Source organism: Rhodospirillum sp. A1_3_36 (genome assembly GCF_047263945.1).
GTDB lineage: Bacteria > Pseudomonadota > Alphaproteobacteria > Rhodospirillales > Rhodospirillaceae > Rhodospirillum.
Map to the genome: position 1 here is coordinate 26473 of NZ_JBLAVB010000013.1, position 19277 is coordinate 45749.

Sequence of the window (19277 nt, forward strand, 5' to 3'; positions counted from 1 at the left end):
TCCCCTCCCCTTAGCCCTGAAACGTTTTGGCCAGAGTCTCCACATAGGGAGCCCGGATAATGCCCTTTTCCGTGATCAACCCGGCCACCAAAGCATTGGGGGTCACGTCGAAGGCGGGATTGCGGGTTTTCATGCCCGGAGGCGCGGTGCGCCTTGCGCCAAATTCACACACTTCGTCCCCATCCCGCTCCTCGATGGGGATGTCCTTGCCATGGGCGGTGTCGAAGTCGATGGTGGAAGATGGGCAAGCCACATAGAAGGGAATCCCGAAATAGTTGGCCAAGATGGCCACACCCATGGTCCCGATCTTGTTGGCCACATCGCCATTGGCCGCCACCCGATCCGTCCCGACGATGACCAGATCCACCAGCCCCTGGGACATGATATGGGCAGCCATGTTGTCGGTGATCAGGGTGACATCAATGCCCGATTGCTGAAGCTCCCAACTGGTCAGGCGCGCGCCCTGGAGCAAGGGGCGGGTTTCATCGGCATAGACCCGGAAATTGATTCCTTGGCTTTGGGCCACATACATGGGCGCCAGCGCCGTCCCCAGTTCGGAAGTGGCCAAGGCTCCGGCATTGCAATGGGTGAGGACACCCATGCCCTCCTTGATCAGCGGCGCGCCATGGACCCCCATACCCCGGCAGAGCATCCGGTCTTCCTGATGGATCGCCTCGGCTTCCGCAACCAGGACCTCGAACAGGGCCCGAGGGGACTTGTCATCTGCTTCCTCGGCCTTCTTGACCAGCCGGCGCAGGGCCCAGCCCAGATTGACCGCCGTCGGTCGGGAGCTGTCCAGATAGGCCGCCTGCGCCCGAACCTCCTCCATGAAATCACCCTGGGACAGGTCCAGCTTCTCACGCAGAGCCACCAGCAGACCGTAGGCTCCGGCGATGCCGATGGCCGGAGCGCCACGGACCTTCAGGGCCTTGATCGACTCCCAAACCTGCTGGACCGTCTCTTGCCGCTCCTCGATAACCTCGCCGGGTAGGCGGGTCTGATCGAGCAGGAAGAGCTCGCGGTTTTCCCACCGGACAGCCCGTACCAGGGAGTCCGCCTTCAATTTGCTCGTGTCCAACATGTCGTATCTCCTTCCGGACCCAATGGGGCTCATTCGGGGTTCGGATCTGGGAAAATCCAGTGGAAAAAGGCGGGATCCCGGTGAATGAGCGGACCGGGATCCCGCAAGAAGAGGCTTGGGAGAGGGTTAGAAAAGCCCCTTCGTATCCACGGGAATCCAGGGCGCCAGCGCCTGATTCACGTGGTTAAACTCTGGAAAAGCGGCGCGCAGTTGCTTCATATTCTTCACGTCCTTCGCCACCAGGGCATCGCGCGTGAACAGGATCGGCGGAATAAGGATATCGTGGTCCAACTGCTCGCCCGCGATCTTCTTGGCGATCGCGCGCACGGAAACCGCGCCGATGGCGGCTGGATTGGTGGCCGCCGTGGCCATCCAGGGGCTGCCCTCCTTGACCATCAACTGGATGTCCTGGGTGGAGATATCGGCGGAATAGACCTTCACCTGATCGGTCTTGCGCGTCTCTTCCAGGGCCAGGATCACGCCCTTGGCGAATTCGTCATAGGGCGCGAAATAGGCATTGATCTCCGGCTTGGCACGCAAAGTCGCCTTCACCTGATCGGCATTCTTGACCGAGAAGGGAGAATCCAGTGTTCCCGTACGGGCCACTTCCTTGATGCCCGGCTCTTCGGCTTTCACCTTGGTGAAGGCGGCATCGCGCTTGTCCAGGGGCAGGATACCGGCCACATAGACGTAGCCGACATTGGCCTTGCCATCGAAATCCTTGATCATGGCCTCAAGGGACATGCGGCCAAGGGCGTGGTCGTCCTGGGCGATCTGGTTGATATCCGGATTTTCAAGATTGACGTCAAAGGCCACCACGGGAATTCCCGCCTTGATGGCGTCTTCGGCCGGCTTCTTCATGGTCTCGGTCAGGCCGTGATCGATGATGATCCCGTCCACACCCATGTTGATGGCCTGATAGACGAAGTTCGCCTCGGCCTGATTGTCCATGTTCTTGCCAAAGATGGTGAGCTTCATGCCCATCAGGTCGGCCTGCTTCTGGGCACCGGCACGGTACATCTGCATGAACTCCCCTTCCACCATCTGGCGGATCAGGGCCACATGCACTTCCTTCGTCCCATCGAAGGGAGGTGGTGCACCGTCCAACCCTTCGGCCAGCGTCGGCGTGGCCGAAGCCATCATGCCAGCGCAGGCGAAGGCGACGGCGCCCATCAGTGATTTCGCGAACATATATTTCCTCCTCTGAGTAGTCTTCTTACGCAATGGCGGCAAATGCTCCCCTTGACCGGGGAGTCCCTTGGTCGAAGCGGGGGAGCCCCGCCAGGACAGCGCTTTACCTCCTTTTCGCCAGGCCGAACGTGAAGGCCAAAGCGGCGACGAGGACCAGGCCTTTGATGAAGTCCTGGGTGTAATAGGGAAGGTTCAACATCGTCAGTCCGTTGAGCAACAGGCCCACGAAAATCGCGCCAACGATGGTGCCGAAGGGGTTGGGCCGCCGGACACCCAGGACCGCATAGCCGATCAACGCGGCCCCGACCGCATCCAGCAACAGGCCGCCGCCGGAGGACACGTCCCCCCGACCGACACGGGCGGCCAGCAGGATACCGCCAAAGGAGGCAATGGTGCCCGAGAGCACATAAGCCATCATGCGATAGCGATCGACCGCCGCGCCGACCAAACGGGCCGCCTCGGCATTGCCGCCGATGGCGTAGAACACCCGGCCCCAGCGGGTATGGTCGAGGATGACGTAAACCACCACAGCCAGAATCAGCATGAAAATGACCGGTGTGGGGATCACATCGAACACCCGCCCTTGCCCCAGGAACAGGAAGCTATCGCTGAACTGGCCCATGGCCTCGTCCCCATTGTCCAGCATCATGCCGGTGCCGATGGACCGTCCGCCCGAGGGGATGAGTTGCAACCCCATGACCAGAAACATCATGCCAAGGGTGGCCAACAGGTCGGGGATTTTCAGGTATACGATGAGCACACCGTTCACGAGCCCGATCAGGGCGCCGATGATCAAGCAGACGACGATGGCTTCCAGGCCGCTGCCCTCCATGACCACCATGACGTAGGACGCGACCATAACCGACATGGCTGCAGTCGACCCCACCGACAGGTCCAGGCCATCGATGACCAGTGTGAAGGTGACCCCGAGAGCCAGAATGGCGTAGACCGTCACGCCCAACAGGATCGAGAACAGGTTGTCGGAATTCCAGAAGGCCGGCTGGACCAGGCCGAACCCGATGAAGGACGCGGCCATCACGATCAGGAAACCGTATTTGATGGAAAAGCTGGTGAGCGTTCCCTTCTTGGAGGCCGGTTCAGGCCCCACGGGCGCCCCGGACAGGGGAGACGGATGGGACGCGGGGGCCGTTTGGGTGTTCCCCGGGGTGATATCGCTATTCATGACGACCTCTCTACTCGTAAATCTTCCGGGGACTGGGTTGTCCAATGTAACAGGCGTGCGCGGTCCAGCGACTCATAGGGCTGTTCGCCTGCGATGGCACCGTTGTTGAAGACCACCACGCGGTCGGCGACCTCCAACACTTCATCCAGGTCGGCGGCCATGACGATGATCGACCGCTCCCCCCGGTTTTCGGTCAGGTACCGGTTGATGTCGTGGCGGGATTTGATATCCACGCCCTGATAGGGCTCGTCGAGGATCAAAACGTTGAAGTCCTGGGAGAGCCAGCGTGCGACAATGACTTTCTGCTGGTTGCCGCCGGACAGCTCGGCAATATCCGAGCTTTCCGAATGGCATTTCACCCCCATGGCCCGGACCATCCGCTCTGCCTCCCGGCGCTCGCCACCGTGGTCGAGGAGCCCCCCCAGGGAGGAAAATCGATCCAGAAAGGGGAGAGTGATGTTCTTGCGGATGGAGAAATCGGGAATGACCGCCGTGTTGCTCCGGTCCTCGGGCACCATGAAGATGCCCGCCTTGATCGCATCGCGCACGGATCCATGGACCACAGGTACCCCATTGACCCGCACCTCACCCGCATGGGCCCGATTGACGCCGAACAGCACCTTGGCCAGTTCCGACTTGCCCGCCCCGATGAGCCCGGTGATCCCCAGGATCTCCCCGGGATAAACGGACAGGTTCAGAGGGGGCGAGCCGGGTTCGACCTCCAGATCGACCAATTCCAGGCGGGGCGTCGACCGGGCCACGGCGGTGGTTTTCCGCCCGGCGGCCCGCCCTTCCAACTCGCCGACCATGGCGGTGACGATTTCCTTCACCTTGAAGGGCTTGGCCAGGATCCCCCCGCGCACCCCGTCCCGGATGACTCCGACCCGATCGGCGATCCGCTCGATTTCGTGCAAGCGGTGGGAGACGTAAAGAATCGACACCCCCATGTCCCGAAGCTTGAACAGGGTGGTGAACAGCCGTTCAGCCTCCTTGTCCGAGAGGGAGGAGGTGGGCTCATCGAGGATCAAAAGCTTCGGATTGGACGCCAGAGCCCGGGCGATGGCGATCATCTGCCGGTCGCTTTGGGCCAGCTCTTCCACGGGCGCGTCGAGATCCAGATAACCCAAATCCATCTTCGCCGCGATCTCCGCAGCACGCCTTTTCACGGCCTTGGGCCGGTGGAAGAACCCGCCGTCAGCTGCCAGAAGGTCGGCCAGGGCTAGGTTTTCGGCCACGGTCATGTTCTGGACCACGCCCTGATTGATGATCTGATGGACCGTCTGGATGCCCTTTTGGTAGGCCTCCTGCGGTGTCGAGAACCGGGCCGGTTCGCCATCAATGAAAATCTCGCCCTGATCCGGGGCGTAATAGCCACAGATGATCTTGATCAGGGTCGATTTTCCCGCGCCATTCGCGCCCACCATGGCGAAGATCTCGCCCGGATGGAAATCAAACGACACGTCGTGTAGGGCACGGGTGGGGCCGAAACTCTTCCCCACGCCGCGAACCGAGACCAGCGGTTTGCTGTCCATGTTACGTCTCCAGCGATACGGAAAAGGGGACTAGCCGCCAGCAACCGGGGAAATTTCTTTCGCCAGCTCCGTCAGGTCCGTGATCCCGGTGAAGCTCGCCCGGTTGACCACCATGCGGCTGCCCATGGTCAAGGCGCAGACCTCTGCCTTGGCCCGTTCCTTCAGGTCTGAAATATCCTTGATCTCGGCAACCTTGGCCAAACCGACAATGCGTCGCATCATCTTGCAGGCGGCAAAGCCGATGGTGTCGGACAGCAGGCGGGACATCGTCTGCGCCCGGAATGCCGCGAAGGCCTCCGGATTACCTGGGAATCCCCAGGAATTGGCCGGATCCTTGGCGCAATGCTCCACCCAGTTCCGCTGGAATTTCGCATCAAATCCCGTCCAAACCTGCTCGATGGTCTCCAACAGCCAAGCGCGGTAGGGGGCGGGATCCTCTCCCTTGGCCCTTTGCCAATAGTCCTGGGAGAAATAGGCCAGGATCAGATTGGCCAGGAAAGCGCCAAGATCGAAGCCCATGGGGCCATAAAAGGCGAATTCCGGGTCGATGACATAGGTTTCCGTCTCGCTGACCATCAGCGACCCGGTGTGCAGATCCCCATGCAGCAACGCCTCCGCGTCACACATGAATTTCCGCTTCATCTCCGCCACCGCCGCACGCACTGCCGGATCCCTCTGGATCAAGTCGATGGCGACCTGGGGCAGCTCCGGATTGTAGTCGTTGGTTTCATTGTCCTCGAAGGGATGGGTGAAGACGAAATCCTCGGTGATCTTGCACAGATCGATGTTGATGAACTTTGCCACCTGCTCCTTCTTGGTGCGGTGATCCAAGTGGAAGTCCGAGGAGAAAAATAGCGTATCGGCCAGAAACGTGGAGGCATGCTCGGCGAGATGCGGGAAGACCTTGCCCTTAATCAACTCCCCCCGCAGGATCGCGTGATCCTTCAAGTTTTGCATGACCACCAAGGACATCTCCGAACAGGAGTGGTAGATGGTCGGCACGTTGTGGGGGCAGAGCTCCTTTTGGCGACGCAGCGCCATGGTCTCGAAGGTCATGCGCTCCCTGGACAGGGGCCAATCCTCGCCCACGCACCGCAGGAACGGGACAGCTTGTTTCACAATGACCGTTTCTTCCGGATTGGATCGGTTGGTCACCCGATACACATAGTTCAAGTTCCCATCACCGATTTCGCTGACGTCGAGCCCATCGAAGCTGGAGAAGATCTCGGCCATTTCCGCCTGTTCAGACAAATACTTTGCAATATTGTCGACGGTCAGTTGTACGTATTCCATCCCATTCACCTCTTTTTTTCTCCACAGACATCCGGGATCGAACGGCTTTCACGATGAGCCGCCCGGGAAGACTGTGAAGTATCCACGTTCTTTATCTTAGAAGCGTCGTTTTCGGCTGATTCGGAAATCAAAGATCTCCGAACTGTAGTAGTCGTTGGAGTAGCAGACAGGAACTCCATTCACGTCGTAAAAAATCTCCTCGAACAGCATGAAAAGCCCCACCTGTTCTGCCATTTCCGGCAGGTCCCGACGGGTGAGAATGGCGGGAGTCAGGGTGCTTTCCGTATAGGAGACCTCGCGCCCGACCTCATGGAGCATCCCGAACAGGGAGTCCCCCAGATCTCGGGTTTCCAGGATATCGCCCAAGATGGCGCGGGGAAAAATATCGACGCAGTAGGCGGCAAGGGCGTCATCGGCCCGGCGCACGCGCTCGACCCAAACACATTCTTCCTCTTCGCCCACCTGAAGCTTCTCCGCGAGACTGGCGCCCGCAGGAAAGGTCTTCACAAGCATGCGACTGGTGGACGGCTCCGCCCCCACCGCCTGGATATGTTCGGTGACCGACTGCAGGTCCTGCAGTCCATGTTTCATGACAATGGGAAGGTGACGGACGAAGGTTCCCCGCCCCTGAACTTTCCGGAGGATTCCCTCGGACGTCAGATTGGCCAAAGCCTCGCGCAGGGAAGACCGCCCGACGCCAAGGCGCTGGATCAGGTCGTTTTCCGTGGGGAGCTGATCCCCGGGCTGCAGCCCTTCGTCCCGAATCAGCTGACGAACGGCTTCCTGAATACGAACTGGTAAGGGCTTGTCCACCTTCAAAAGCATGCCTTGGCCTCCCTCCCGATATTCATCCGATGTTTTTTTGGACATCCGGAAAAATATCAGTGTACGCCGCCTATTTTCTGGGCATTTTTGCCTCGTTCGGCGCAATACATCTGTTGTCTGATGAATAAAGTGATCTTTCACCTCTCTCTTGTCAATGTGAAATCAGGTCCGCCCTCCGGGGGTTGCTCAGAGGGGAAAATTGCAAAATTCCATCGAAGAAAGCGATTAAAAAGCGCACGAATCGAACCATCTCGGAATATTTGTCTGACCTTAGAACATCAAGCGAAAAAACCCGCCAAACCGATACTTGGCGGGTTTTCGGCGGGGACCATCGTCCTCTCTGTCTCTCCTGCTGAGCGCTCAGGCCACCAGACGCCGCACGGTTTCCGTTGCCGTGACAGTGCCCCGGTCTCCTCCCAAGTCCCGCGTCAGCACACCAAGGGCAATCGCACCATCCACGGCATTCCGAACCCGAGTCGCAGCAGAGGTCAACCGCGCGTCGTCATGGCGTCCCCCCAGCCAATCAAGCATGGAGGCCGCAGAGAGAATGGTTCCATAGGGGTTGGCCATGCCCTTGCCCGCTATATCCGGGGCCGAGCCATGGGCCGCCTGGAACAGCCCCCGGGTCAAGCCGACCTCGGCGGAGGGCGCCATCCCCATCCCGCCAATGGTCGCCGCCCCCAGATCCGAGATGATATCGCCGAACATGTTTTCGGTAACGATCACGTTGTAGTGGCCGGGACGCAGCACGAGGTGCATGGTCATTGCGTCAATCAAGACATGTTCGGCTTCGATATCCGGATAGTTTGCGGCCACCTCGTCGAAAACCTGACGGAAGAAGGCATAGCTCCGCAGCACGTTGGCCTTGTCGCAACAGGTCACCCGGCGGACTCCATCCTCTGGCGCGCCCGCGCTGGCACGGGCCAGGGCGAAGGCCTGGTGCACGATCCGCTCGATCCCCACCCGGGTTTGCACCAGGGTATCCACGGCCACCTCGCCCCGCAGACGAGACCCCGCCCCCCGGGCGGCGTAGAGCCCCTCGCTGTTCTCGCGCAGAATGATGTAGTCGATCCCACCGGGCTTCACATTGGCGAGAGGAGAGGCCACGCCCTTGAACAGCCGGATCGGGCGGATATTGGCGAACAGATCAAGCTCGAACCGCAGACGCAGGGTGAAGTCCAACCCGGCCTCTGTGCCGTCCGGATGGTTCACCCCGGGGATCCCGGCGGCCCCATGCAGCACCGCATCGGCATCCCGGCAAGCGGCAAAAGTCGCCTCGGGGAAGCTCTCCCCGGTTTCCCGGAACAATTCGGCTCCCGCCGGATGATGGCTAAAACGCAAGGGTGTGTCCGCCCCCAGCGCAGCCTCAAGCACCGCGACCGCCGATTGGGCAACCTCCGGCCCGATGCCGTCCCCCTCGACAACGGCGATGGTATAGGCGTCCTTCATGGGCGCAGGTCCTTTCTCGATTAGAGCATTTTGCGCAAAACTGGCCCTCGGATCACGGGACACCACAGGGCGTGCTTTCCCGTCACGGGGCTTTGCCCCGTCCCCCCTTCTTTGGCGAGGCTGAGGCCGAAAGGCCCCAGACCCTGGGCTAAAAAAAATGGGGGTTTGGGGGCATTTGCCCCCAAATGGGCTTGGGCAATCGCCCAACGAATACGAAACAGTGTCGGGTGCTGTGGCTTCACAAATCAGGCAAGACTCGCTCAATCAGATACACCGGCCGCCGTCGACTTCCATGGCCACGCCGGTGATCATGCTGGCCTCTTCGGAACAGAGGAACGCGGCGGCGTTGCCCATGTCTGCGGGGGTGGAGAAGCGGCCCAAGGGGATGGTGGAGAGGAATTTGGCACGCACCTCGGGCGTATCCTCGCCCATGAAGGTTGCGAGCAACGGCGTATCCCCGGCGACCGGATTGATCGCGTTGACCCGAATGCCAAAGGGCGCCAGCTCCACGGCCATGCCCCGGGTAGCGGTGATGACCCAGCCCTTCGACGCATTGTACCAAGTCAGGTTGGGCCGGGGGGAGACCCCTCCGGTGGAAGCCACATTCAGAAAAACCCCTGCCTTCTGCTCCTTGAACAGAGGAACCAGGGCGCGGGCACCGTTGTAAATGGAGCGCATATTGACACTGGCGATGCGGTCAAAGGCCGCATCGTCGATGGTTTCCATCGGCGCTGGCAGGTGACCCACGCCCGCATTGTTCACCAGGATATGCAAACCACCAAAGGTCGACTGCGCCAGATCCCGCGCCGCTTCCATGCCGGACAACTGGGCGACATCGGCGACCAGGGGCAGGCAAGCCGCGCCCAGGTCCCCGGCGACGCGTTTCCCGTTGGCCTCGTCGCGATCAAGGAGGATCACCTTGGCCCCTTCGGCGACGAACTTGCGGACGATGCCCTCGCCAAAACCGGACCCGCCGCCCGTCACAATGGCGACCTTGCCTTCCAATCTCATGACGTCTCTCCAAGATTTTAATGTCATTGTGGCAAAACCATCCGGGAAAGTGCCCGTCGAAACCAGTCGCTTTTTTCTGAACGCCGCTTCAGCTTTCCTGGGTTGAGCCCCTTCCCGACACCGCCCATTATCGGCCACCCTGTACGGGACTCCCAGCCCTGTCCAGGCGACGAGAGCGTTCAGGAAACAACCGGCGAGGAAACAGCCGGGCCGGATCCACCCGGCATCATTTGGCATCGGACCAAGATCATGACCGTGGATTATAAAACCCGCGCTGCGGCGCTCTACACAGGCGACTTCCGCCCCATGTTCATCGGTGGGCATTGGGTCCCGGCCCGTTCAGGCGCTGTGATCGAGGCCCACAACCCCGCGACCGGCGCCCTGCTCGCCACCGTCCCCCGGGGCGATGCCGCCGATATCGACATCGCCGCGGGGGCCGCCCGCCGCGCGTTCGAAGGTCCCTGGTCCCGTTTCACACCCTTCGAACGCCAAGCCCTACTGCTGCGCATCGCTGACCTGTTTGAGAAAAACTGGGAAGACCTCTGCCTGTCCGACACCCTGGACATGGGCATGCCGATCAGCCGGACCCTGGCCAACAGCCGCCGGGTCATCGGCATGTTGCGCTTTTATGCGGGCATGGCCACGGCCATCCATGGGGCCACCATCCCCAATTCCTTCCCCGGTGAGATCCTGTCCCAAACGGTCAAGGAGCCGGTGGGTGTGGTCGGCGCCATCATTCCCTGGAACGCCCCCATCGCCGGATCCGTCTGGAAGATCGGCCCAGCCCTGGCCACCGGCTGCACGGTGATCCTCAAGCCCTCCGAAGAAGCCTCCCTCACCGTCTTGAAGATCGCCCAGTTGATGGCCGAGGCCGGATTGCCTGACGGCGTATTGAACATCGTCACCGGCCTGGGGGCCGAAGCCGGGGCCGCCCTGGCCGAGCATCCCGGCGTGGACAAGATCGTCTTCACGGGCTCCACCGCCACCGGACAGGCCATCGCCCGGGCCGCCACGGGCAACCTGAAGCGGGTCTCCCTGGAACTGGGCGGAAAGTCTCCCCTGATCGTCTGCGAAGACGCCGATATCGAAAAAGCCGTCCCAGTGGCAGCCATGGCCGTTTTCGCCAACTCGGGTCAGATCTGCATCGCCGGATCCCGCCTGTTCGTGGCGCGCAAGATCCATGACGCCTTCGTCGAGCGGGTGGCAGACTTCGCCAAGGCCCTGCGCGTGGGTGACGGCACGGCAGCCGAAACGGAACTCGGCCCCATCATTTCGGCCCGACAGGCCGAACGGGTGGGACGCTTCATGGAAGCCGGGCAGGCGGAAGGCGCAACCCTGCTTGCCGGAGGAGACCGCCTCTCCCCGTCGGGGCTTGAGGGGGGCCATTTCTTCGCCCCCACCGTCTTTGGTGGCGTAACCGACGAGATGCGCATCGCCCGGGAGGAAATCTTCGGCCCCGTCATCTCCGCCCTACCCTTCGATACCCTGGAAGAAGTGGTGGGCCGGGCCAACGCCACCCCCTATGGCCTCGCGGCGGGCATCTTCACCACCCACTTGGGCACGGCTCACAAACTATCGCGTCGGATCAAGGCCGGGTCCGTCTGGGTCAACATGTACCATGCCATCGACCCCGCAGTTCCCTTCGGCGGCGTCAAAATGTCGGGCTATGGCCGCGAGGGTGGTGCCGAACACCTGGAGGAATACCTGGACACCAAGGCCATCTGGATCCAGACCGAATAGATCGCTTTTCCGGCGTGAAGTCGGGTGGAGTAACGATCCGCCTGACCTCACGCCACTCCGCGCAAATCGGTGCGAATCAGCTCCATCAACTGTTCGGAATAGGCATGGCGCACATAGCCACGGGCGGTGATGATCCCCACCGCCCGCTCTGCACCGGCGTCCGAAATAGGCACGACCCGATAGCCTGTCCCCTCGTGCAGGGGCACGGCGATGGAGGGGACAATGGACACTCCGAGCCCCGCAGCGGCGAAGGTGAGCGCACTGTGGGCATTGCGCACCTCGTATTGCAGGTCGAGGGCAATCCCCTTCTCTCCCAAAATTTTGTTGATCAAGGCCCGGATTGCCGTTGTCTTTTCCAAAAGGATCACCGGTGCCCCGACAAAGGACGCCAGGCAACGCTCTTTGGCCCCATCGTCATATTCCGGCGGCACGCAGGCCACCAGTCGGTCCGCCCGCAGGGGCTCGAATTCGAACTCGGTCATATTGGGGACTTCGGGACCGATATAGAGCTCCACTTTCTGATCCAAGAGCAGGTCCAATGCCCCGGTGGGCGGTGTTTCCGTCACCTCCACCACACTGCGCGGATAACGGAGCTTGAAGGTCGCCAGAATATGGGCCAACCGGGTTGCAGCCAGGGTCGGAGCACAGGCGATTTTCACATGCCCCCGCCGTTGGGCGGCCACCTCGGTCAGGCGGCGCAGACCGGTCTCCACGTCATCCATGGCCTTCCGCACCTGTTCAAACAGGATCCGGCCTTCCGGCGTGAGATTGGCCCGTTGCGGCGACCGGACAAACAGGCGGATTCCCACCTGCTCCTCCAGATCCCGGATCTGCATGCTCACCGCCGACGGAGACCGGTTGCTCTCCTCTGCCGCGCGACGGAAGCTTCCATGCTCGGCGGCCAGCAGAAAGGTATGCAATAGCTTCAGATTGATGCCGGTCACTGGCCCTCGCTCCCGATGGTCTTCTCTTTTTTTACGGTGGGATAAAAGGCCCTTGATGCGGCCGACGCAAGCTCATTGCACCGGCTCCGGGAAACGAAAGGGTCACAAACCCGGAAAAGTCACGGGACCATCGACAGATTTCAGAGAACATCAATGAAAATATGAAGTTATACCAAGGTGCGGTGAGTTTGACTCACCGCACCTTGGAAGCGGCCAAGTGGCCGCCGCGCCTTATGGCGCGTAAAAGCCCGCCTGGCGTTTGAACGCAAGAAAAGCGGCCTGGGTTTCAACCCGCGCCGCTTGGTATTACGATTGATGTTGGGTGGTTCCTGGTGCTGTGAGGGCCGGAGGGATATGATTGCCGCGACAATACGCTGCCGCACCAAAGCGAAGAGTTGCCAAAGAGTTGGACTTCTACTGTGCTGAGGGGAAAGTTTCCGACACGTTGCAGGTGTCGGTATCAATCAAAAGAGCGGTAATTAGCTTCGCCGATAACCAGGAACGCGCTAAATCCGGATCCTTGGCTGGCAATTCATCTATGTCTAAGAGGCTCTTCAATCGCTTGAATGCCAGTTCGATTTGCCAGCGTAACCGATAGAGAGAAGCTATTTGTTCAGGTGTTGCCACGTCTTTATCGAGAGAGGTGAGAAGCATCATCCACCCTGCTGAAACTTCTCCTAATGGTGACATAGTCCGGCATTGTCGACTGGCTTTTCTGCATGCTTTCTTTCTGGCTCGCTGTTTCGCATCTTCAGGCAAAGGCACCAGAATCAACCGGCCCGTAAAAAGGGGGCGGCGCGCTCTTGCATCGCTTCCAACACAGACGGTGAAGGTGGAGATCGCATCACGCGGGAGCGTCGCGAGGTGCTCCAGGAGGGGAAAATTTTCACCCTGTTCATCGAATAAAACAAGCGACCTCCAACCAAGACGAACCAGGAAATGGCCTCCAGCTTCACGAATGCTGTTAAGAGCGCTGGCTTTGGCATAGGCCCGATCACCGACGACCAGTTCGCCAGGACCCGCAGTAAAGTGCTGAAAACTTTCCGATGTTCGACCATCGCTGAGGACCGCCCCGCCAAAACGGCCTTCTAAGGGGCGATAATCCATATGGAGTCGCCAATCCGTCCCCTTACTGCCAGGCTGGGAAATCGTCGTTGCGTCGATCAGACGAACGGCTAAATCGAGACCGGGCATTGGTATGGGCGCGACAAGGTGGGCCAGCTTGGTCTGCCATAGGATTTCCAGCCAATCCTTTGCGTTGCGTAAACGATCAAGTAGCGAGACGTCGCTGATCTGCGCCACGCCTGCAGCCTCAGCCCAGGCAACGGTCCTCCGCAAGGACATCCCTCCGACCGCATAGGCCAGAGCCAAACGTAAGAGCGTCGCAGGATCTCGCACCCCACGAGGCCGGATGAAAGCTTTGCTTTCACGAGCCGTGGCATCAAGGTCTATATCGGCAGAAAGACGGCTCAATATCTCCGCCCAACTCGACCCTTCATAAAGTGTTGTGCTTTTCATCTCCTATATGAATCACAATCCGATTCCCCCTGTCCAGCTCTATACTAGCGCCTATGGGGCTTTGCCCCGTCCCCCCTCTTTGGCGAGGCTGGGGCCGAAAAGCCCCAGACCCCGGGCTAAAAAAACACGAGACACTGTCGTGTCCTGTGACCGCTAATGTGGACCAACTTGATCTCCGAGCACTCTAGCCGCTCCCGACGACCTCCTCCGTCAGCCCTTGGGCCAATTCAGCAGCCCCCACGTCCGGCAGGAAATAGGAGCGGAAAGCGCCGTCCGGCCCCATGAGGAACAACAGGGCGGAGTGGTCCATGTCATAGCCATTGGGTGTTCCGTCCACCTTCTCCGACAGGATACCATAGGCCTGCATAGCCTCTTCCACATGTGCAGGATCGCCGGTGAGGCCGATCATCCGCGGATGGAACAGGGTCACGTAAGCGCCCATCTTTTCCGGTGTATCCCGTTCTGGATCAACGGAGATCATCACCGGTTGGATGCGACGCGCCAAGGCCTCGGGCATGCTGTCCAGGGCATCGGACACGGCTTGCAGGGTGGTCGGACAGATATCCGGGCAATGGGTATAGCCGAAATAAATCAGGGTGTAGCTCCCCAGAAAATCCTGGTCGGTCATCACTTGACCATCCTGAGCCACCAGTTCGAAGGGGCCACCCACCGGGTCGGCCTCCCGCCCGCCCCCGGAGGCCATCCATCGGCCTCCGATGGCCAGAACGGCCACCACCACCAGGGTGAGCGCCAAGGGCCAGTCAACACGGAACCTCTTGGACTTCCGCTTGCGGACGCGCTTGCTGGTCATGGCCCGAGGCCCGAAAAATCGCCGTCATCCAGTTTCACCATCATTGGCAGGGTGAGGGCGTCGAAAGGCAGAAGCGCCTTGCCCGCGTGATCCGCCAGAAAGGTTTGCCCGTCGGCGTCATTGGCCAAGGGGACGGGTTCATGCCCCATGGGTCCCAGCACGTCCGATCCAACGACGAAAAGCGCCGTTCGGGGATCGATCCGGGCCAGATCATAGTAATCGGTCACCGCCAGCCCCACCACCTGCTCCGGGCTTCGCTTCGGGGCGTATCGGGGCATGTCCTGCAGGTATTTCACCATGTCTTTGACCCCATCAAAATGGGCGGCGGTTCCATCGGCGAAAGCCACCGTGGCGATCCAATCGGGGTATTTCGCCACCAGCATCCCACACACGGGACAGGTCTCCATGGGGCCGGGAAGGGGCAGGTCGGCGGCGCTCACCGCATCTGCGGTGTTCGCCCGGACGGAGCCTCCCGCCCCCAGGGCCGAACCGATCACTCCCGCGCCCACAGCCAGCATCCAGCGGGACAGCGCGCGCCGGGACAGGGAGGAGCACCGGGATCCAGGGGTCTCGCACATCGTTCATTTCTCCCATTCTTCAAAAGAGCGGGAGAGCGGACGCGACGATCCCGCCCGGTCTCCCGTCCATCCCATGAATGCGCGTCCTATTTGCCCGCGCGCCGGTCGGCCCGGTTCTTGCGGATCCGCAGGGTGTCCTGGGCGATGTCCTGATAGGTCGCCGCCATGGCCCCATTGAAGTCCGCCAACTCGCCGCCATCCGCAACCACAGCCGCTTGCGCCTGGGCCTTATCCCCATAGGCCCATTTCCGCCGGGCGGTCATGGTCCCCGGCTTGCCGGGAATGATGGTATAGGTCGCCTCTTCCACCGAAATCAGCGGCTTGATCTCACCCGCGGCCCCGGCATCACCCACGTAGATGGCCTTCGGCCCGCGATCCATGTTCAGGCTCAAGCTCAGGACGGCGCAGTGCAGGGAACAGGTGCCATCCACGAGATCATCGGCATAATGGATCAGGTGACGGGTATGACTGAATTTGGTCCGGCTCATGCCGCAATAGGGGCACATGGGATATTTTTTCAGCTCGTCCGTCAGGGGATCCGGATCCGGCGCGCCCTTGGGCATGAACTGCAGGGGGGTGCCGTCCGTGTTGGTAACGCTGTCCTTCTTCTCCAACCACTCCCAAGGCATGATCGGCTGTTGAGCCGAGGCTTCTTCGACACCGACCCCCAGGGCCAGGGCGGCGATGGAAGAGGTTTGCAGGAATTGACGACGTTTCATGGTGGTATGCTCCTTGCTCTTTGGTGTTCTGACACGCCCGGGTCCCGCTCCCTTCAGGGAAACAGCATCAGACCCGACCGCAGGATGATTGCACCGGACACCGCGCCGAATAGGACGCAGGCCGCCATGGACAGCAGCGCCATGCGCCGACACAATCGGGGGGAAATGGACCGCAGGCTGGGAAAGCGGCGGCCCCAGGCCAGGGGTCCCACCGCCAGCCCCGTCGCCGTGGCCACGAACAACGGCCCGTGCAGGGCGTAGCCGATGAAGCCGTATTCCGGCTTCAACAGGCAAAACGGACAATGGTGATTGGGGTTTTCGTAAACATAGAGCGAGATCACCGAGATCACGGCGGCCATGCCCAGAACGAAAGCGACGGCGCTCGCTCCCGTATAGGTCCAGGCGACCCAGTTGCCCCGCCCGGGTCCCCGTTTCACCAAGAAGGCGCCCAGGGCGAGCAGCAAGGCCAGCCCACCGAACAGCAGGCCCAAGGCCAAGGCGGGATCCAGGGCAGCCAGATCCCCCCCAATGCCCGTATTGGCCGGGGTGAACAAACGCGAACAGCAGGAGGTCACCACGTCCGCCCGCAGGTTCAGAAAATAGGCCAACTCCAGTCCGACAGCCCCCAAAGCCAAGGGCAGAACCGCGAGCAACAGGGCATATTTCACCCGGATCAGCGGATAGTCGTAGCCCTGGCTGTCCAGATGATCGAGGGCCAGCCAAAGGCAGGCGGCAAAGAAGACACCGATCCGCAGCATCAGGGCGGGCATACCGAAGCCATTGACCCGCAGAGTCCCCGCCGCGCACATGGCACCGACGAACTGCGAGGCCATGCGGTCGGCGTTATAGACGAACAGCACCAGCGCAACCCCCTGCACTGCCAGGGCAAAGCCCACCAGGGTTGAACTCAAATAGGTTCCGCGCTCCAGCCGCAACTGGGATGCCGCGCCGTTGGTGGGATCCCAATGGCGCAGCACCCGCGCGCCAAAGACCGCGCCTCCTCCCAGGGCCAGGGTGGTCAGCAATGAGGACAGCAACAGGGCCAGGATGGCGGGTTGGAAGATCATCGCGTGCCCCCTCTACCCAACCCGGCGAGACCGGCGGGACCGGGCTCGTCCCCGGCGATCCGGCCATCCCGGAGCGTCACCACCCGGTCCACGGAGGCGCATTCCCAGACCCGGGGATCGTGGCTGGTCATCAGCACCATGCGCCCCTCGTCGCGGAAATGGCCGACGATCTCCAGAAAGCGGCTGGCCAAAGCGCTGTCCAGGTTGGCTGTGGGTTCGTCGGCGATGAGCACCGGCGGGTCGTTGACCATGGCCCGGGCGATGGCCACCCGCTGAACCTCACCGCCGGACAGCAACTCGACAGGAGTTCGCGCCTTGTGACCGACATCCAGGCGCTCCATCCAAGCGGTGGCGCGGGCGATGATCTCCCGCCGCCCCAGGCCCAGGGGATAGGCCGGAAGCATGACGTTTTCGAGCGCACTCAGCCCATGGATGAGATTGAAGCTCTGGAAGACAAAGCCGAAGGTCCGCCGCCGCAGAAGGGTGAGGAAGCGTTCCGGCAGAGCGGAAATGTCCCGCACCTCCGCCGTCTCCGGGTCCCGCATATGGATCCGTCCACTGGTCGGTCGGGAGAGGCAGCCAACCAGGGACAACAGGGTGCTCTTGCCCGACCCACTGGGGCCACGCAGCACCGTCACTCCCTGTCCTTCCAGGGTCAAGTCAAGCCCATGGAGAGCGGTGAAGGCGTTTTCCTCCCCCTCGTTATGGGTTTTGGTTACGGCTTTGAAGCTCAGCAGCGGATTGTTCATGTCATCCCCTCCCCTCAGCGCATCACGGTGTCGGGGTCGACCACGGCGGCGCGCCAGATGGGCACCAGGGTCGCCGCCAGGTAAGGGCCGACGGTCAGCAGGAAAAGGGTCAGAACCCGCGCCCCATCGATCCGGGGGGTCAGGTGGATCTGCGGATAAAGCACCGCCCATCCCTGAAGCACGGGCCGCAGCAGCCCGGCGGAAAAAAAGAAAACATGGAGATAGGCCAGCAGATACCCAGCCAGGAAGGCGAACAAGGAAACCAGAGCGCTTTCCCACAAGCGGGCGCGGATGACCTCGCCGGTCTCCCAGCCGATGGCCTTGAGGATACCGATCTCGCGCCGTTCCTCCGGCGATTGGCCCGAGGCCTTGTCCCAAGCCAGGATCATGAAGGCGAGGATGGCCCCCCCCATCAGGGCCAGCAGGATCCCCTCGCGCCAGTCGAACAGAGCGTCATAGGTCCGCAGGATGTCCCGCCGGGTGATGAAGCGGCAGTCCGGCAGGACCAGGGCGGCCTTCTCCACGATCTTGGTGATTTCCCGGGGATTGCGCACCCCCAGGGCAAGGTCGGTGAAGACTCCGTCGGGCAGGGCATGGAACGCGCGGAAATCGGCCTCCGACAGGACCACCAGATCGGCGGAAACCAGTTCGGACGCGGTTGGAAGCACCGCCTCCACCCGCAGTTTGAACAAACGTCCTTGAGGGTTCAGCAGGAACAGCCAGCCCCCAGGCGCAACGCCACGGGACCGGGCCACCCCTCCCCCGATCCGCACAAAGCCCGGCTCCGGTGGCGTACCATAGGCTCCGCCCCCCCCTCTCCCCGAAGGGACCAGCATGGTGTAATTGGCGCCATTGGCCGTGTCGTAAAAATAACCCCACAGCCGTCCCTCGGCCCATTGCACCCCGCGAATGGCGCGCAGGGCCTCCAGCCCGCCCGCGTCGATCAGGGCATGACGCCCCATGACCATGCGCTGGACGGTGACCTCTGGTGCTCCCGCCAGCGCTCGGACCGCCTCTTCCCGCAAAGCGCCGGTGAACAGGGTCACCGAAGCGAGCACGAAGAGGATCGCCGTGTAAACCAGAAGCAGGCCCAGGTTGCGCGCCTTGCGCCGGGCCATGGAGGCCAAGGTGTAGTCGATCATCAGGATCTGAACGCGAAGCCAGCGAATCATTCCGATGCCTCCCCGCTGGCAGATGCCTCTCCCTTGGTCAGAGAAGCTTGACCCCAGGGTGTGGGTGGCCCGATCAACGAGCCGCTGGGAAAATGGTCCAGGGCCAGGGGATGGTCTTGAAAGGGCGTGTGGAGATCAGCCAGGGACGGATTGCGGGTGTAACGGGCCTCGGTGAATAGGGCGAGGTCCGTCAGGCCCAAATCCGCAACCACCTGGGCTGTCACGCCTCTGTCCTCGTTCCCCCGAAGGGCGGCGTCAAGAACCGTGCCGAGGATAGCGGTCAGACCACCGGCCAAAAGAACGAGGGCGACCACCGCACGATTTGGTGGAAAGGGAGAACCGCCCGACCGGGCAGACCCGGTCTGGCGCGCCACGGGAAAAGTCATGGGGACCGTCGATTCATAGGGAAAAGGA

General features: G+C 61.5%; 18 protein-coding genes. 1 reads left to right on the forward strand and 17 read right to left on the reverse strand.

The window, feature by feature from the left end; all coding sequences use genetic code 11:
* Window positions 1-10: 10 nt before the first annotated feature.
* The 8 genes from mtnA to ACLIRY_RS20510 all read right to left on the reverse strand — a co-directional run bounded on the left by mtnA (window position 11) and on the right by ACLIRY_RS20510 (window position 9565).
* Complete coding sequence (mtnA, locus tag ACLIRY_RS20475) at window positions 11-1081, reverse strand: S-methyl-5-thioribose-1-phosphate isomerase (protein ID WP_413207286.1); 1071 nt, start codon at window positions 1079-1081, stop codon at window positions 11-13.
* Between the two features lie 126 nt (window positions 1082-1207).
* Window positions 1208-2272 (reverse strand): sugar ABC transporter substrate-binding protein, encoded by a 1065-nt coding sequence (locus ACLIRY_RS20480; protein WP_413207287.1) that lies wholly within the window; start codon window positions 2270-2272, stop codon window positions 1208-1210.
* Window positions 2273-2375: 103 nt separating this feature from the next.
* The gene (locus tag ACLIRY_RS20485) at window positions 2376-3455 is read right to left on the reverse strand and encodes an ABC transporter permease (RefSeq protein ID WP_413207288.1); all 1080 of its coding nucleotides are present in this window, start codon (window positions 3453-3455) and stop codon (window positions 2376-2378) included.
* On the reverse strand, window positions 3452-4987 hold the full coding sequence (locus tag ACLIRY_RS20490; protein ID WP_413207289.1) for a sugar ABC transporter ATP-binding protein: 1536 nt from the start codon (window positions 4985-4987) through the stop codon (window positions 3452-3454). The genes ACLIRY_RS20485 and ACLIRY_RS20490 overlap by 4 nt, the downstream gene beginning before the upstream one ends.
* Window positions 4988-5017: 30 nt before the next feature.
* Window positions 5018-6280: an S-methyl-5-thioribose kinase gene (gene mtnK / locus ACLIRY_RS20495; RefSeq protein ID WP_413207290.1), complete on the reverse strand. Its 1263-nt coding sequence runs from the start codon at window positions 6278-6280 to the stop codon at window positions 5018-5020.
* 96 nt (window positions 6281-6376) lie between these two features.
* Complete coding sequence (locus tag ACLIRY_RS20500; RefSeq protein ID WP_413207291.1) at window positions 6377-7105, reverse strand: GntR family transcriptional regulator; 729 nt, start codon at window positions 7103-7105, stop codon at window positions 6377-6379.
* A gap of 360 nt (window positions 7106-7465) precedes the next feature.
* Complete coding sequence (locus tag ACLIRY_RS20505) at window positions 7466-8554, reverse strand: isocitrate/isopropylmalate dehydrogenase family protein (protein WP_413207292.1); 1089 nt, start codon at window positions 8552-8554, stop codon at window positions 7466-7468.
* Between the two features lie 264 nt (window positions 8555-8818).
* Entirely contained in the window at window positions 8819-9565 is a 747-nt protein-coding gene (locus ACLIRY_RS20510) for a glucose 1-dehydrogenase (protein WP_413207293.1), read from the reverse strand.
* A 249-nt stretch (window positions 9566-9814) separates the two neighbouring features.
* Here ACLIRY_RS20510 and ACLIRY_RS20515 point away from each other — a divergent pair, with 249 nt between their 5' ends.
* Window positions 9815-11305 carry an aldehyde dehydrogenase family protein gene (locus ACLIRY_RS20515; RefSeq protein ID WP_413207294.1) on the forward strand — a complete coding sequence of 497 codons (1491 nt, stop codon included), beginning with the start codon at window positions 9815-9817 and terminating at the stop codon, window positions 11303-11305.
* A 47-nt stretch (window positions 11306-11352) separates the two neighbouring features.
* On the opposite strand, the gene ACLIRY_RS20520 is transcribed toward ACLIRY_RS20515, so the two are convergent.
* From ACLIRY_RS20520 to ACLIRY_RS20560, 9 genes are all read right to left on the reverse strand, one after another.
* A complete protein-coding gene (locus tag ACLIRY_RS20520) occupies window positions 11353-12249 on the reverse strand; it encodes a LysR family transcriptional regulator (RefSeq protein ID WP_413207295.1) in 897 nt (298 codons plus the stop codon).
* 414 nt (window positions 12250-12663) lie between these two features.
* Window positions 12664-13767 (reverse strand): IS4 family transposase, encoded by a 1104-nt coding sequence (locus ACLIRY_RS20525; RefSeq protein ID WP_413207296.1) that lies wholly within the window; start codon window positions 13765-13767, stop codon window positions 12664-12666.
* Window positions 13768-13951: 184 nt separating this feature from the next.
* A complete protein-coding gene (locus ACLIRY_RS20530; protein WP_413207297.1) occupies window positions 13952-14578 on the reverse strand; it encodes an SCO family protein in 627 nt (208 codons plus the stop codon).
* The gene (locus ACLIRY_RS20535) at window positions 14575-15156 is read right to left on the reverse strand and encodes a nitrous oxide reductase accessory protein NosL (protein WP_413207298.1); all 582 of its coding nucleotides are present in this window, start codon (window positions 15154-15156) and stop codon (window positions 14575-14577) included. Before ACLIRY_RS20535 ends, ACLIRY_RS20530 begins: the two co-directional genes overlap by 4 nt.
* Window positions 15157-15242: 86 nt before the next feature.
* On the reverse strand, window positions 15243-15875 hold the full coding sequence (locus tag ACLIRY_RS20540; protein ID WP_413207299.1) for a nitrous oxide reductase accessory protein NosL: 633 nt from the start codon (window positions 15873-15875) through the stop codon (window positions 15243-15245).
* A 53-nt stretch (window positions 15876-15928) separates the two neighbouring features.
* Entirely contained in the window at window positions 15929-16942 is a 1014-nt protein-coding gene (locus ACLIRY_RS20545; RefSeq protein ID WP_413207300.1) for a hypothetical protein, read from the reverse strand.
* Entirely contained in the window at window positions 16939-17691 is a 753-nt protein-coding gene (locus ACLIRY_RS20550; RefSeq protein ID WP_413207301.1) for an ABC transporter ATP-binding protein, read from the reverse strand. The genes ACLIRY_RS20545 and ACLIRY_RS20550 overlap by 4 nt, the downstream gene beginning before the upstream one ends.
* Before the next feature lie 14 nt (window positions 17692-17705).
* Window positions 17706-18863, reverse strand: a complete 1158-nt coding sequence (locus ACLIRY_RS20555) for an ABC transporter permease (protein ID WP_413207302.1) — start codon at window positions 18861-18863, stop codon at window positions 17706-17708.
* On the reverse strand, window positions 18860-19249 hold the full coding sequence (locus tag ACLIRY_RS20560) for a hypothetical protein (RefSeq protein ID WP_413207303.1): 390 nt from the start codon (window positions 19247-19249) through the stop codon (window positions 18860-18862). Before ACLIRY_RS20560 ends, ACLIRY_RS20555 begins: the two co-directional genes overlap by 4 nt.
* Window positions 19250-19277 lie beyond the last annotated feature (28 nt).

Coding starts and splice junctions, on each gene's coding strand:
- mtnA (WP_413207286.1), bottom strand. CDS start 1,081: ATGTTGGACACGAGCAAATTGAAGGCGGACTCCCTGGTACGGGCTGTC.
- ACLIRY_RS20480 (WP_413207287.1), bottom strand. CDS start 2,272: ATGTTCGCGAAATCACTGATGGGCGCCGTCGCCTTCGCCTGCGCTGGC.
- ACLIRY_RS20485 (WP_413207288.1), bottom strand. CDS start 3,455: ATGAATAGCGATATCACCCCGGGGAACACCCAAACGGCCCCCGCGTCC.
- ACLIRY_RS20490 (WP_413207289.1), bottom strand. CDS start 4,987: ATGGACAGCAAACCGCTGGTCTCGGTTCGCGGCGTGGGGAAGAGTTTC.
- mtnK (WP_413207290.1), bottom strand. CDS start 6,280: ATGGAATACGTACAACTGACCGTCGACAATATTGCAAAGTATTTGTCT.
- ACLIRY_RS20500 (WP_413207291.1), bottom strand. CDS start 7,105: ATGCTTTTGAAGGTGGACAAGCCCTTACCAGTTCGTATTCAGGAAGCC.
- ACLIRY_RS20505 (WP_413207292.1), bottom strand. CDS start 8,554: ATGAAGGACGCCTATACCATCGCCGTTGTCGAGGGGGACGGCATCGGG.
- ACLIRY_RS20510 (WP_413207293.1), bottom strand. CDS start 9,565: ATGAGATTGGAAGGCAAGGTCGCCATTGTGACGGGCGGCGGGTCCGGT.
- ACLIRY_RS20515 (WP_413207294.1), top strand. CDS start 9,815: ATGACCGTGGATTATAAAACCCGCGCTGCGGCGCTCTACACAGGCGAC.
- ACLIRY_RS20525 (WP_413207296.1), bottom strand. CDS start 13,767: ATGAAAAGCACAACACTTTATGAAGGGTCGAGTTGGGCGGAGATATTG.
- ACLIRY_RS20530 (WP_413207297.1), bottom strand. CDS start 14,578: ATGACCAGCAAGCGCGTCCGCAAGCGGAAGTCCAAGAGGTTCCGTGTT.
- ACLIRY_RS20535 (WP_413207298.1), bottom strand. CDS start 15,156: ATGTGCGAGACCCCTGGATCCCGGTGCTCCTCCCTGTCCCGGCGCGCG.
- ACLIRY_RS20540 (WP_413207299.1), bottom strand. CDS start 15,875: ATGAAACGTCGTCAATTCCTGCAAACCTCTTCCATCGCCGCCCTGGCC.
- ACLIRY_RS20545 (WP_413207300.1), bottom strand. CDS start 16,942: ATGATCTTCCAACCCGCCATCCTGGCCCTGTTGCTGTCCTCATTGCTG.
- ACLIRY_RS20550 (WP_413207301.1), bottom strand. CDS start 17,691: ATGAACAATCCGCTGCTGAGCTTCAAAGCCGTAACCAAAACCCATAAC.
- ACLIRY_RS20555 (WP_413207302.1), bottom strand. CDS start 18,863: ATGATTCGCTGGCTTCGCGTTCAGATCCTGATGATCGACTACACCTTG.
- ACLIRY_RS20560 (WP_413207303.1), bottom strand. CDS start 19,249: ATGACTTTTCCCGTGGCGCGCCAGACCGGGTCTGCCCGGTCGGGCGGT.